Here is a 12,608-nt window from a genome sequence, read left to right on the forward strand (position 1 = left end):
TCGCTCATTGCGCGAACTCTGAGCACCGGCAAGGTTCCGGCGCCACAATTGCTGGGCCTTTCCACCTGCGTTCCAATTGAACTTGATCGGCTACCTCTGTTAGTCTCAAATCGCGCGCTACCTCGAGAGGTGTAGGACGCGCCCACAAAAGGCGGGGTCTCTTCGCCGATAGTGGGCGGACGCCAAGCTTTCGTTACTGCTCTTTCTTCCTAATATTAAACTCGCTCGCGAAGAAATCCGCGCGCATCGGCAAGGCCTCTCGTAATGCCGCACGCCGCGGACCTTGCCACCTCCCATTCAGCCGCCCGGCAAGGTGACGCTCGTCCATTTAAGCGACCATTCGTCATCGCCGCCTTCGTTGTGGGTGTATTTGCCGTGGTCGGAGGCGCAACATTCGAACGCCACCCAATCCGTCGGTGCTACGCCGGGCAGATCGAGGATGCGGAGCACATCAACCAAGCAGGCCACGGTCGTGACCTTCTGGATAGGCTTCCTGCCCTTGGCCTCAATCGTCCAAGCATAGTGGATCACGAGTTCCTCCAAGTTTTCATCCCCATGAAACCGTAGAAGCCGACAATTGTTCACTCTGATATTTTGATTTTGTTCATGCGGCGAAACTGAGCCACCCCGCAATGTCATGTGTTCGGGGCAGGCCTCCTATCCCAACGGTCGCCGCCACATGCTGCCCGCATCGTCCTTTCGTTGCGTTGCGGGCGCGCTTTTCAACTCTGCCCCCTTCGATTTTGAATTTTAGAATTCGCGAAACTAGCTTTTCATCGATCATCCAAAGACTGCGGGAGGAGGAGAAAAGGGCGATGAGTTCTGATTTTCGACCGAGACACGATGAGCCGCTTGGCCCCGCGGATCTTGAAATTTGCCAAGGTGTTTTCGACGTTATCTGCGAGGAACAGGGCATTTCCCGAGACGTTGGGGAAGCGGCCATCTTGGCGGCGCTTATCATCGAACTTTACCGGCAGGGTGTTCGTGACGTTCAGGCCTTACGCACTTTGATCGGCACGGTCGGGAAAGCCTGAAGCGGGGGTAAATCGGAGAATGCGCCCAAACTGACCGTGTTGATCCTCCACGCCTGAGGCAACTATAGAAGCGACACGCTGGCACGCGGGGCTCCGTCCACCGACAGGTTGGTGCGACGCCGCGGGTAGGGCCGACTGTCCACGAACGCTCCAATCGTGTATGCTGAATGCGTTACAACTTAAAATTCAGTTAGCGACAATAGGGGGAGCAATTCCATGAAGCGGATGATTTTATCGACCTTTGCTGGCGCGGGCCTTATGGCTCTAACCTCAGTTCTTACAGCGCAGGCGCAGAACACACTCACGCCAGACGAAGCACATTCTATTGGCGTCGATGCGTATGTCTATTTTTATCCCTTAGTATCGATGGAAGTATCGCGGCAGACGTTCACTAATATCGCGCCGGGCAAGGAACTGGGTAAGGGTCCTATGAATACCTTTACCAACGTGCCCGAATATCCGCCAGCTGACTTCAAGGGCGTGGTGCGGTCGAACTTTGATACTTTGTATTCGAGCGGATGGCTCGACATGACCAAAGAGCCACTCGTGGTGTCGGTGCCAGATACCGATGGCCGCTACTATCTGTTCCCGATGTTAGATATGTGGACCGACGTCTTTGCATCGCCAGGATGGCGAACCACGGGCACAAAGGCGGGTCACTTCTTGATCACTCCGCCTGGCTGGCGTCCCGATCTGCGCGACAAGTTTGTCGACGAGTTCAAACTGCCAGAAGGAACGCAGCGCATCGACGCCCCAACTCCTTACGTCTGGGTGATTGGTCGCACTAAGACGGATGGACCGCACGACTATGACGCGGTGCATAAGATTCAGGGAGGTTACAAGATAACCCCGCTCAGCGAATGGGGTAAAGAACCCAAGCCTGTCGAAGTCAAGATTGACGCAAGCGTGGATATGAAGACGCCGCCCAAGACGCAGGTCGACACTATGCCAGCCGACAAATATTTTGCGTTGGCAGCGGAGTTGATCAAGGTCAATCCGCCGCACATCACAGACGAGCCGATGCTGGCACAGCTGAAGAAAATCGGCATCGAAGTCGGCAAGGAGTTCGACATGAGCAAGGTCGACCCGGTCATTGCCAAGGCGCTGGAGAGCGCCCCCACCGATGCGCAGAAGCTGATGGCTTGGAAGCTGGCTACTCTGGCGCGCGTCGCCAATGGCTGGTCCATGAACACCGATACAATGGGTGTCTACGGAAACTACTACCTCAAGCGAGCGATCGTCGCGCAACAGGGCCTTGGAGCGAACTTAGTAGAGGACGCGATCTACCCTCTCAACCTCGCTGACAGCGAGGGCAAACCGCTCGATGGTACTTCCAAATACACTATGACGTTCCACAAGAGCAGCTTGCCGCCGGTGAATGCGTTCTGGTCGATCACGCTCTACGACGAGGCCGGCTTCCAGGTCGGCAACGTTCTGGAACGCTTTGCCGTCAGTTCGTGGATGCCGTTCGTCTACAATGGCGACGGTTCGCTTGATCTCTATTTCCAAAATGAGAGCCCGGGCAAGGATAAGGAAGCGAACTGGCTGCCCGCGCCCAAGGGACCGTTCAACCTGACGATGCGTCTCTATGCGCCGAAGTCGGACGCCCTCACTGGCAGGTGGAGTCCCCCAGCGGTGACCAAGGTCCAGACGCTCCCCGGTGTAGTCGGACAGTAAGGTGAAAGCCGGCGGCGTCTGACCGAGATGTCGCCAGCCGCTTATAACGATAGGGGCGGGCCTCTCGATTTTTAGAACGTGCGTCCTAACTCCTCCGTGTGGATAAAGCCAACTCAGCCCTCGCTCTGCCGGGGGCTTTTCTTTTGGCCTGCGGGCATTATCTTGGGGGCGCCCGCTGGAAGTCAGCGGGCGGCGCAGGGCTTCGGTTCCTGATCAGCACCGAGCCCTGCCACTCCACGATCCAGATGAAAGATCCCCTCGCATGCTGTCGATGCTCATAGTCTGCGCGACGCTCACCGTCGTGGACGGCGACACCGTGAATGCGATGGCCAAAAACTCCGATTACTCGATGAGGGTTGTCGATGCCGCGGGATCGATGCGCCCGAGTTGCGAACATGGAAGTGCGAGAAGGAACGACGGCTGGCAAGGCTCGCTCGGGCTCGGCTGAAGCAGTTGCTGGCCGATGAGGAAGTCCGCATCGTCGCGTAGGGTTTTGACAAGCGCCCACAAGCGCCTGCTCGTCAACATCTACCTATCGGACGGCCGCGAGTTCGGCGCGATTCTCCTGAAGAAAGGCTTTGCTCGCGAGTGGCAACCTCGTCACAAGGTCAACTGGTGCGATTGACCGGCGGCCTAAATTCTCATCCCGACTTTCGTCCAGGTCAGTGACCATTCATCATCGCCGCCTTCGTTGTGGGTGTATTTGCCGTGGTCCGCGTTCCCGCCTTCAAATGTCACCCATTCGGGCGGCGCTACATCAGGCAGTTCCAGAATGCGCAGCACTTCAACCAAGCCGGCCAGGGTCGTAACCTTCTGGATAGGCTTCCTGCCCTTGACCTCGATTGTCCAAGCATAGTGGGTCATAGCCGCGTCCCACGCCAGTCAGCGTCCTTGCTGTCGCGCAAACCGTTGTGACGCATCAGGCGGTGATAATAGTCCTCCACTATGCTTGATGCGCCGCGCGCAGTTTCAACATAACCCTGATGCGGTAGGACTCGTTCCCTGACAATCGGTTCAATGCTACTCCATTGCCACTTACCACCGAGCGGGCCGCCAATTTCCAGAGGTATCCGGCCGATGAACTCTCCGCATCACGGCCATGTTTCTTGCCACTGATAGAGAGGGTGATATTCCATCCGGGAAACTCCCCCGACGCGCGCCGCCCTCGGCCTAGTGCCCGAGGCTGAAGAACATCGTGCCGATCTCTGGCCGGCGGCGCCAGCTCGAAATAGTGAAGGTCGGCCCGCTTGTTCCTTCGGCAACGAAAAGGCGCTTTGCGTCGCGATAGACGCCTTCCGAGATCGGTGTACGCTGCACCTTGCCGGTGTAAACTTGATCGCTTCCGTCGCGGCGATATTCGATCTCTTCGCCTTCGGGCGGGCTTGTCGAATGCCACTTCGGCATCGGCTCTACTCCCCTAAACAATCGCTGAATTAGAATTGCCCAAAGGGCGTTCCAAAACAAGTGCGGAGAAGTTGTACTGCCGGGCTGACGGCGGGAGCCGCCGCCTCCTATCTTCCAAAATCAGAGACGACGGCCCGGCTTCCTTACCACACAATTGGGGAAGCAAAGGAGGGGCATAGCCGGCCCTCACGTTCTATGAAGTGGCCAGGATGATCTTGTCGTGCGCGCGGCCGGCCGCCTGATACTCGAAGGTCGCGGCGATGTCGTTCAGTGCCCCCGTCCGCCCGATCAGCACCTTCATGCCCGCAGCAGCAATCTCTACGGTCATCTTGCCCAGACGCGCACGGTCCGGGCTGTGGAAGATGAAGGCGGCGCGCATGTTGTTGGCTTTTGCCAAACTAGCCCTCTAACGGCTTATGCCTTTCGCGCGTGCGCGCGCCACCACGGCGTACTCGATCATTTTGAGCAAAAGCATGCGGTGCGATCCGGCCGGCGGCGATTCTGCTCTCAAGCCTTGATCGTGCCTAGAGGCCAGGCCATCGCCGGGTCAGAACAAGAGCAGTGCGAAATCGTATGTGGAACGGAGCACGAACTTACGTCGCGAACCCGCATAAAAGTCTGTCGGCTGCTGGCAAATTTCCTCGCAATCGCCGAAACGCTCATCCCTGTTGCCAGGTCATCACGCACATCCTGCTTCTGTTGTCACTCAGCGTTGAGGTGCGACCGAGCGCCTTGCCTTCCGATTTCGCACTTTGAGGCCGGAAAGCGTCCGCTCCATCATTCGGTCGAACTCGGCAACTGCATTGAGCACGGTCATGGTCATTGATCGTAGAGAGCGGCGATCGTCCGGCGCAGCAACTCGATCTGCGTATCGATCTCGCTCGATTTAACGTTCAATTGGTCAACGAGTTCCACCATACGTAAAACTCCGGGGGTACATCAGGAGACAGCATCAGCCCTCGTCCGAATCTTGTGGCAACAGCTCCATAATGCCGCCTCGAAATGAATGCGTCCCGGTCTGGATGCGCATGATCCTTTGCTAGCCACGTTTCTTGTATGGGTGTATGTTTCTCATGCGTGCAAATATCGGCTCCCCCGTCAGGTTTTGACCACCGGTGCGGGCTGGCGGCTGATCCTTTATGGCAACGCCATCGGCTTCCTGTTTGCGCTCGCGGTGTTGTGCACGACGGTCATCGCCTTTCCTCTCCTCCTCGATCGCGATGCCGGCGTCGCTGTCGCGGTCTACACTTCGATGAAAGCCGTCGCCGTCAACCCCGTCGAAATGGTGCTGTGGGGGCTGATTGTCGCGGTGCTTCTGGCTATTGGCTTCGCCCTGGCCTTCGCCGGCCTTGCCGTTGTGATCCCTGTGCTCGGGCATGCGACATGGCACCTCTATCGGAAGATCGTGGCACCCGAACCCGGCATGCAACGCGGCAGCGCTGGCAGGCCCTAAAGGTATTTCTTCGGTCGCCGCGCATCGCTTCCAACGGGGCTATGGCGCGGCGCCGAAGAAGGCCAGGCGGGTGAAGATCGTATAGTGTGCTTCCGAGACCATCAGCGCGACGAACACCAGCACCAGCAGTGGAGGTAGAAGGATGGCGTAGACCAGCGCCAGCCGTTCCCATGCCATATGCATGAAGACGGCGACAATCAGCCCGGCCTTCAGCAGCATGAAGAGCAGGATCAGCGTCCATCGCGCATAACCCTGAACGCCGAGATAATCGACCAGGTACGAGCAGGCGCTGAGGAAAAAAAGTAGGCCCCAGACGACCAGATAGAGCCGGATCGGATGTTGTTGGCCGCTTTGCGCGTGCGTATGCTCGGTTGTATCGCTCATGACGATGCTCCTCACCACAGGTAGAAAAATGCGAAGATGAAGACCCAGACCAGATCGACGAAGTGCCAGTAGAGGCCCATGATCTCGACTGCCTCATATTGGCCCTTCCGGCTGGTGAAGAAGCCGCGCCGTTCGACGTCGAAATCGCCCCGCCAGACCTTGCGGGCGACGATGAGGAGAAAAATGACGCCGATGGTGACATGGGTGCCGTGAAAACCGGTGATCATGAAGAAGGTCGAGCCGAATTGCGCGGCTCCCCACGGGTTCTCCCACGGGCGCACGCCTTCCGTTATAAGCTTTGTCCATTCGAAGGCCTGCATGCCGACGAAGCCCGCGCCGAGAAGGGCTGTCGCGAGCATCAGGCCGGCCGTCTTGCCGCGTTCGCGGCGATAGCCGAAGTTGACCGCCATCGCCATGGTGCCGCTGCTGGAGATCAACACGAAGGTCATGATCGCGATCAGGATCAGCGGAACGTCCTGCCCGGCAATATGCAACGCAAAGACCTCGCTCGGATTGGGCCAGGCGACGGGCGTCGACATGCGGGCGGTCATGTAGGCAATGAGGAAACAGCCGAAGACGAAGGTGTCGCTGAGAAGAAAGATCCACATCATCGCCTTGCCCCAGGAGGCCGTTTTAAAGGAGCGTTGATCGGAGCTGAAATCTGCTGCCACGCCGCGCAGGCCCGGGGGACGGGAAGGGGCATCACTATGGATCTGGATCGGTTGTGTCATCGGTCAGCCTCCTAGTTGAGCAGTTGAAGGCAGAGATCAGCGAAGCTATTCGCCCACCCGGCAAAGACCGCGAGGAGGATAAGCCATACTGCGAGCATGAAGTGGAAATAGACGGCGCAAAGATGAAGGCTCGAGCGCAGCCTCTCAGGAGGAACGTTCGTCGCAAAGGCCCGGCCGGTCGTGCGGCCGAGCACGACAAGCCCGCCGAAAATGTGCAGGCCGTGCAGGCCGGTCAATATATAGAAGAAACTGTTGGCCGGGTTGTCGGCAAGCACGTAGCCGGCCGCGTTCAGTTCCCGCCAGGCCTGGATTTGTCCTGCCAGAAAGAGGGTCGCCAGAAGGAAACCAGCGGCAAGTGTCGCCCGCAGGCTTTCCATCCGGCCACGCTGCGCTTCCTTCGTTGCCCATTGCAGCGCAAGGCTGCTGGCGGCGAGAACGGCGGTGTTCCACCACAGCAGGCGGGGAACCGGTATTCCCCACCAATCCGAGGACGCCATGCGCATGAAATAGGCGCTGATGAAGAGGCTGAAGAGGGCGGCGACGACGCCGAGGAAAACATAAAGCCCAAGGTTTATCGCGGGAACGAATGGACGTTCCCGGTCGGTGGCCGTTTGCGCCGAACTGGATTCAAGCCAAGGCTTTGAGGCCAGGCGCTGCCCCGCCATCCACCAGGCGATGATGGCAAGGATGACGGCGAGGAAGGAGAGCATGACCGTCATCGCTTGACCTCCCGCGTTATTCCGTCGGTTGCGGGCTGTGTCTGCGGAATGAAATCCTCTGCTGCCCCCGGGACACTGTAATCGTAGGCCCAGCGATAGACGACCGGCAGATCCTTGCCCCAATTGCCGTGGGCCGGCGGTGTCTCGGGTGTCTGCCACTCAAGTGTCGTCGCCCGCCAGGGATTGCCGCCCGCCGCCTTTCCCTTGAAGAGGCTCCAAACCAGATTCAATAGGAAGACAATCTGGGCGGCGCCGACGATGAGCGCCATCACGGTGATGAAGATGTTCAACGAGTGGGCCGAAGGCGGAACAAAGCTTGTCTCTCCCATTTCATAATAGCGACGCGGCACCCCGAGCAGGCCGAGGTAATGCATCGGGAAGAAAATCGCATAGGCGCCGAGGAAGGTGATCCAGAAGTGAATATGGCCAAGCGTCTCATTCAACATGCGTCCGGTCACTTTCGGATACCAGTGATGGATCGCTCCGAAGACGACGAGGATCGGCGCCACACCCATGACCATGTGGAAATGGGCGACGACGAACATGGTGTCCGACAAGGGAACGTCGACGACGACATTGCCGAGAAACAGGCCCGTGAGGCCACCATTGACGAAGGTGACGATGAACGCCAGCGCAAAGAGCATGGGCAGCGTCAGATGAATGTTGCCCCGCCACAGCGTCAGGACCCAGTTGTAAACCTTGATCGCGGTTGGAACGGCAATGATCAGCGTCGTCGTTGCGAAGAAGAAGCCGAAGGCAGGGTTCATACCGCTGACATACATGTGGTGCGCCCAGACGACGAAGCTCAAGGCAGCGATGATGAGGATCGCCCAGACCATCATCCGGTAACCGAAGATGTTCTTGCGCGCATGCGTGCTGATGAGATCCGATACGATGCCGAAGGCGGGTAGCGCGACGATATAGACCTCCGGGTGCCCGAAGAACCAGAACAGATGCTGGAACAGGATCGGGCTGCCGCCGTCGTGCTGCAACTGCGTGCCCATCTCGACAATCGCCGGCATGAAGAAGCTGGTGCCGAGGAGGCGATCGAAGAGCATCATGACCGACGCGACGAAGAGGGCGGGAAAGGCAAGCAGCGCCATCACCGTCGCGGTAAAGATACCCCACACGGTCAAGGGCATGCGCATCAGCGTCATGCCGCGCGCGCGGCCTTGCAGCACCGTCACCACATAGTTGAGGCCGCCCATCGTGAAGCCGATGATGAAGACGATCAGCGACGACAGCATGAGGACGATGCCCCAGTTCTGGCCACCCGGCGTACCGGACAGAACGGCCTGCGGTGGATAGAGCGTCCAGCCGGCGCCGGTCGGTCCACCAGGGGCGAAAAAACCAGCGGCCAGGATCAGCACCGCAAGCAGATAGATCCAGTAACTCAGCATGTTCGCATAAGGGAACACCATGTCGCGGGCGCCGACCATCAGGGGGATGAGGTAGTTGCCGAAGCCGCCGAGAAACAGGGCGGTCAGCAGGTAGACCACCATGATCATGCCGTGCATGGTGATGAACTGATAATAGTGATCGGCGTCGATGAAGGCGAAATACCCGGGAAAGGCAAGCTGCAGACGCATCAGCCAGGACAGAACGAGCGCCACGAGACCAATCGATGTCGCCGTGACGGCATACTGTACGGCGATGATCTTGGCATCCTGGCTGAAGACATATCGCGTCCACCAGCTTTTCGGATGGTAGAGCTCCATCTCCGCGACTTCGGCGGGCGGGACGATGCCTGCGCTGCCGGCCGGGCTGTCAACCATGACGTTTCCTCCCTTTCGCTCCAAGACCTTGCCGCGAGGCTCAGTTCGCCGGTTGCGGCTCTCCCGATGCCAGCAGTTGGGTGAAGGTCTGCTGCTGTTCCAACCATGCCTGATAGTCCGCCGCCTCCTCGACCACGACGGTCCCGCGCATTTGCGGATGGCCGACGCCGCAGAGTTCGGCGCAGAGAATGTCGAAGGTTCCCGTCCGCGTCGGTATGAACCAGAAGTAGGTCACCATGCCGGGGATCATGTCCATCTTGGCCCGGAACTCGGGGACATAGAAATCATGCAGGACATCGACAGAACGCAACAACATGCGGACCGGCTTACCGACCGGCAGATGCAACTCGCCACCCTCGATGATGATGTCGTCGAGACCGGCCGCATCGTTCTTGTTCACGCCGAGCGGATTTTCCGGGCTGACGTCCCGTGTCTCCGCCCGGCCAAGTTTTCCGTCTGCTCCCGGCAGGCGAAAGCTCCACAGCCACTGCTGACTGACAACTTCGACCGGTGTCGCCTCGTCCGGTACGGTGATGAACTGGTTCCAGACGAAAAGTCCGGGCGTGAGCATGGCGGCAACGCCGACGGCGGTTCCAGATGCCAGCAGCCACTCCAGTCTCCGGTTTTCCGGTTCGTAGGCGGCCCGGTTTCCCGGCCTGTCACGGAAGCGCCAGACGCAATAGGCCATGAAGCAAACCACGGTGACGAAGACGACCCCGGTAATCCAGAAGGTAATGACGAGTGTGCTGTCGATGTATGTCCAGTTGGACGCGATCGGCGTCCACCACCACGGGCTCAGCACGTGGAACAGCACGGAAGCCACGACCAGCAAGACGAGGATCAACGCGACAGCCATGCGCCCCTCCTTGGGCCGACCCGACCGCAGATATGAAACCGCATCCACAAAATCACGCCATGAATATCTTATGGACGAAAATACAAGCGATTCTACAAACTTACGGCTACGTTACCGGGCTGGCACCTCAGCCTGTCACCTAGAAAATTGTTTCAGATAGGCAATCAGATTGGTTATTTCCTGATCGTCCTTCAGACCGGGAAAAGCCATTTTTGTACCCTTCACCTTCGTTCGCGGATTGTGCAGATAGTCCCGCAGCGTGGTTTCGTCCCAGACGAGGCCGCCGTCGCCGGCCGCCTTCATCGCCGGCGAATAGGCAAAATCCTGATGCGTTCCGGCTTTTCTTCCGAACAATCCGTTTAGCGACGGGCCAACTTTGTTGGTATCCGAAGCGACGATATGACAGATTGCGCATTTCTTGAAAGTGACGGCGCCCGCCGTCGGGTCACCGTCCTCTGCCCGGAGGTCAAACGGGGAGAAAGCAACAATGGAAACACAGATGATTTGAACAACACGGTAGTCCATGGCAAACCTCAACTTCTCCAAGGTTGCCCAGCACGGACCATCCGCCTCCACATGTAAGCGGACGGATACTGCTATTAAAAGCTCAATTGTTCATTGTGGCAAGGGTTTCGCTTCACTTTTGCTCCAGTGCTGATGAGTTCACGTATCCACCTCACGCCATGTGGTGGTGGAGACCTTCTTTGCCTGACAGCAAGGTCGTTGTCGAAAAAACGCGACACCGCTTTCCGGCTGGATCGGCGAAACATCTTGCATGACGGCGATTATGGTCGCATGCAGGCAATGACCCTTGATCGCACTCCTTTGGAAGATTGAGGCAAGGTTGATTTGAGGCGCTGCCAGGATCTTTCACAGGAGATGCTGATGTCAGATTTGGAAATAAACTTTCCCTGTTTTTACAGCCATTTGTGGAGCGGTTCGGGCACCACAGGCGTCGCACGATGTGCCCGCTCTGCATTGCCGGCCTGATCGGTCCGGGAGCGCAATAGCGTTGAGCCGATGGCAGCCCGCTTGGCTCAGGGCCAATACGACCGTCTGCACCATTTCATTCTCGACGGCATTTGGGACGCGTAGCCGCTGATACGAGAACTGGCGCGCCATCGGCGGGATCGTCGGTGGCGCCGGTTCATTTCTGGTGATTGACGACACGCCCTTCCAGGAACGGTGAACATTCCGTCGGGTTTGCCCGGCAATATGTCTCGATGCGCGGCAAGAAAGCCAATGCAAGACGCTGATTTCGCCGACGCTTTCGCAAGACGAAGTTCCCGTGCCAGGGGACTGCCTCTTTTCCGGCTGGAAAGCTGGACCGGCGATCCATCGCGCACGTTGAAAGTGGGTATACCTGAAGACATGCTCCAGCCTCGCACCGGACCGGAGATCGCATGGGAAGAGATCGATCGCCTGATGACGACAGGCCTGCGCTTCAGCGTCGTGCTTACCGATGCAGGCTATGGTTTGTCGGCGGCGTTTCGCCAGGAACTGAGCGCGCGGCCTGACTTGGGCTTTTAGCATCCCAAAGCATCAGAAAGTTGACCCCAGGATGTCACGCCGATCTTTCCTGTTTCCGGTCACGGCCGAGCGCGGTAGCACCCGGCCCGGATATCCTGTCGGTAGCTCCGAGAGGAGCCTTGCAGATGAGCGTCGGAAGAACGTCAGTTTTGCCATGCGCCGGATCAGGGCGAGCCAAAGTGCCGTTCAAGATAATCTACGCCGAACGAAACGATATCCCGGGCTTCAAACAAATAGGAGAATGCCTGACCGACGATGCCCTCCCGATGGCGTCGAAGCTCGACATAGGCACTGGCAATCGTCTCGACAGCATCCGGCTTTCCGTCGATTGCAAAATAATCGAGAATGCCGTTGGAGTCGAAGTCCTCGGCTCGTTCCCACCTAACCCCACCATCTTTGTTGCGGATCGGCATTTCGTAGGTCACGCGCCGTTTGTTCGGGATGTAGGCGATGGCCTCGGTATAGTGCAGGACGGTAACGGAATCGAGCGGCGCACCGAGCAACAGAACCTTTCCGCTGTACTCGAGGAAACGTTCCAGCGGCGAGCCCGGGCCGAATGCCTGCCCAAGTTCGTGAGGCTGCGTCAGCTTCCCGGCCAGAGGCCCTACCACGACCATTGAGGCGTCCGGGTGCGCACTGCGCCGGGCTTCGGGTGCTTGAAGGAGGAACTGGTTGAGCAAGCCGAAGCCGCGATACGTACCTGATGTGACCGGGTCGAACGGCGGCCATCGGTGGCGCAGTTCCGCATCCATCTCGGCGCCATTGAGCGTTTCTTCATATGGCGAGCGGTCCCACGAGGCATACCCCATCAAGGTTCCGTTGGGTCCAACGGCATCGAGAAGGGCAGACACCACCGACGCCGCGCCTCCATCGACGGGGCCCATCGCCTTCAGCGATGCGTGAACCATGACGAGATCGCCGGATTGGACGCCCAGCCGTTCAAGGTCTGCTGCGATCGTCTCCTTTGTGTTCATTCCACTGCCATCCCCTCTACGGCTTTGGCTTCCGGGGCATTAATCCTCGGACCAGATCGATGAGCAGCCGC

The 12,608-nt window shown here is 58.5% G+C and carries 16 protein-coding genes and 2 pseudogenes; 6 read left to right on the forward strand and 12 right to left on the reverse strand.

Going from position 1 to position 12,608, the window contains the following annotated elements:
- Window positions 1-297: 297 nt before the first annotated feature.
- Window positions 298-531: a hypothetical protein gene (locus ASC86_RS10830; RefSeq protein ID WP_082510066.1), complete on the reverse strand. Its 234-nt coding sequence runs from the start codon at window positions 529-531 to the stop codon at window positions 298-300.
- A gap of 284 nt (window positions 532-815) precedes the next feature.
- On the opposite strand from ASC86_RS10830, the gene ASC86_RS10835 reads away from it, so the two are divergent.
- From ASC86_RS10835 to ASC86_RS27025, 4 genes are all read left to right on the forward strand, one after another.
- Window positions 816-1,034, forward strand: coding sequence for a hypothetical protein (locus tag ASC86_RS10835; RefSeq protein WP_056320395.1), 219 nt, complete (start codon window positions 816-818; stop codon window positions 1,032-1,034).
- Window positions 1,035-1,250: 216 nt separating this feature from the next.
- The gene (locus ASC86_RS10840; protein WP_056320400.1) at window positions 1,251-2,711 is read left to right on the forward strand and encodes a DUF1254 domain-containing protein; all 1,461 of its coding nucleotides are present in this window, start codon (window positions 1,251-1,253) and stop codon (window positions 2,709-2,711) included.
- Window positions 2,712-2,973: 262 nt separating this feature from the next.
- Complete coding sequence (locus ASC86_RS27020) at window positions 2,974-3,159, forward strand: hypothetical protein (protein ID WP_348270765.1); 186 nt, start codon at window positions 2,974-2,976, stop codon at window positions 3,157-3,159.
- A gap of 15 nt (window positions 3,160-3,174) precedes the next feature.
- The gene (locus ASC86_RS27025) at window positions 3,175-3,336 is read left to right on the forward strand and encodes a hypothetical protein (RefSeq protein ID WP_348270766.1); all 162 of its coding nucleotides are present in this window, start codon (window positions 3,175-3,177) and stop codon (window positions 3,334-3,336) included.
- A gap of 8 nt (window positions 3,337-3,344) precedes the next feature.
- Here ASC86_RS27025 and ASC86_RS10850 read toward each other — a convergent pair whose 3' ends face one another.
- The 4 genes and pseudogenes from ASC86_RS10850 to ASC86_RS27030 all read right to left on the reverse strand — a co-directional run.
- Window positions 3,345-3,575: a hypothetical protein gene (locus ASC86_RS10850; RefSeq protein ID WP_056320403.1), complete on the reverse strand. Its 231-nt coding sequence runs from the start codon at window positions 3,573-3,575 to the stop codon at window positions 3,345-3,347.
- Between the two features lie 306 nt (window positions 3,576-3,881).
- The gene (locus ASC86_RS10855; RefSeq protein ID WP_056320405.1) at window positions 3,882-4,115 is read right to left on the reverse strand and encodes a hypothetical protein; all 234 of its coding nucleotides are present in this window, start codon (window positions 4,113-4,115) and stop codon (window positions 3,882-3,884) included.
- Window positions 4,116-4,308: 193 nt separating this feature from the next.
- Window positions 4,309-4,512 (reverse strand): hypothetical protein, encoded by a 204-nt coding sequence (locus ASC86_RS10860; RefSeq protein WP_056320408.1) that lies wholly within the window; start codon window positions 4,510-4,512, stop codon window positions 4,309-4,311.
- 200 nt (window positions 4,513-4,712) lie between these two features.
- A pseudogene (locus ASC86_RS27030) lies at window positions 4,713-4,941 on the reverse strand (recombinase family protein); the annotation flags it as partial.
- A 273-nt stretch (window positions 4,942-5,214) separates the two neighbouring features.
- Here ASC86_RS27030 and ASC86_RS10865 point away from each other — a divergent pair.
- Window positions 5,215-5,568, forward strand: a pseudogene (locus ASC86_RS10865) (DUF2189 domain-containing protein); the annotation flags it as partial.
- Window positions 5,569-5,607: 39 nt separating this feature from the next.
- Here the strand turns inward: ASC86_RS10865 and ASC86_RS10870 are convergent.
- From ASC86_RS10870 to ASC86_RS10895, 6 genes are all read right to left on the reverse strand, one after another.
- Complete coding sequence (locus tag ASC86_RS10870; protein WP_056320411.1) at window positions 5,608-5,952, reverse strand: cytochrome C oxidase subunit IV family protein; 345 nt, start codon at window positions 5,950-5,952, stop codon at window positions 5,608-5,610.
- An 11-nt stretch (window positions 5,953-5,963) separates the two neighbouring features.
- The gene (locus ASC86_RS10875) at window positions 5,964-6,683 is read right to left on the reverse strand and encodes a heme-copper oxidase subunit III family protein (protein ID WP_056320413.1); all 720 of its coding nucleotides are present in this window, start codon (window positions 6,681-6,683) and stop codon (window positions 5,964-5,966) included.
- Between the two features lie 11 nt (window positions 6,684-6,694).
- Window positions 6,695-7,402 carry a cytochrome c oxidase subunit 3 gene (locus tag ASC86_RS10880; RefSeq protein ID WP_056320417.1) on the reverse strand — a complete coding sequence of 236 codons (708 nt, stop codon included), beginning with the start codon at window positions 7,400-7,402 and terminating at the stop codon, window positions 6,695-6,697.
- Window positions 7,399-9,177, reverse strand: coding sequence for a cytochrome c oxidase subunit I (locus ASC86_RS10885; protein ID WP_056320420.1), 1,779 nt, complete (start codon window positions 9,175-9,177; stop codon window positions 7,399-7,401). Before ASC86_RS10885 ends, ASC86_RS10880 begins: the two co-directional genes overlap by 4 nt.
- Window positions 9,178-9,217: 40 nt before the next feature.
- A complete protein-coding gene (locus ASC86_RS10890) occupies window positions 9,218-10,033 on the reverse strand; it encodes a cytochrome c oxidase subunit II (RefSeq protein ID WP_056320423.1) in 816 nt (271 codons plus the stop codon).
- A gap of 135 nt (window positions 10,034-10,168) precedes the next feature.
- Window positions 10,169-10,558: a cytochrome c family protein gene (locus tag ASC86_RS10895; protein ID WP_056320426.1), complete on the reverse strand. Its 390-nt coding sequence runs from the start codon at window positions 10,556-10,558 to the stop codon at window positions 10,169-10,171.
- Between the two features lie 717 nt (window positions 10,559-11,275).
- On the opposite strand from ASC86_RS10895, the gene ASC86_RS25150 reads away from it, so the two are divergent.
- Window positions 11,276-11,563: a transposase gene (locus ASC86_RS25150; RefSeq protein ID WP_162244993.1), complete on the forward strand. Its 288-nt coding sequence runs from the start codon at window positions 11,276-11,278 to the stop codon at window positions 11,561-11,563.
- Window positions 11,564-11,727: 164 nt separating this feature from the next.
- Here the strand turns inward: ASC86_RS25150 and aac(3) are convergent, their stop codons facing one another.
- Window positions 11,728-12,537, reverse strand: a complete 810-nt coding sequence (aac(3), locus tag ASC86_RS10900; RefSeq protein ID WP_056320428.1) for an aminoglycoside 3-N-acetyltransferase — start codon at window positions 12,535-12,537, stop codon at window positions 11,728-11,730.
- Between the last annotated feature and the right edge of the window lie 71 nt (window positions 12,538-12,608).

The sequence above is a fragment of the Rhizobium sp. Root1212 genome (genome assembly GCF_001424985.1).
Classification (GTDB): domain Bacteria; phylum Pseudomonadota; class Alphaproteobacteria; order Rhizobiales; family Rhizobiaceae; genus Pararhizobium.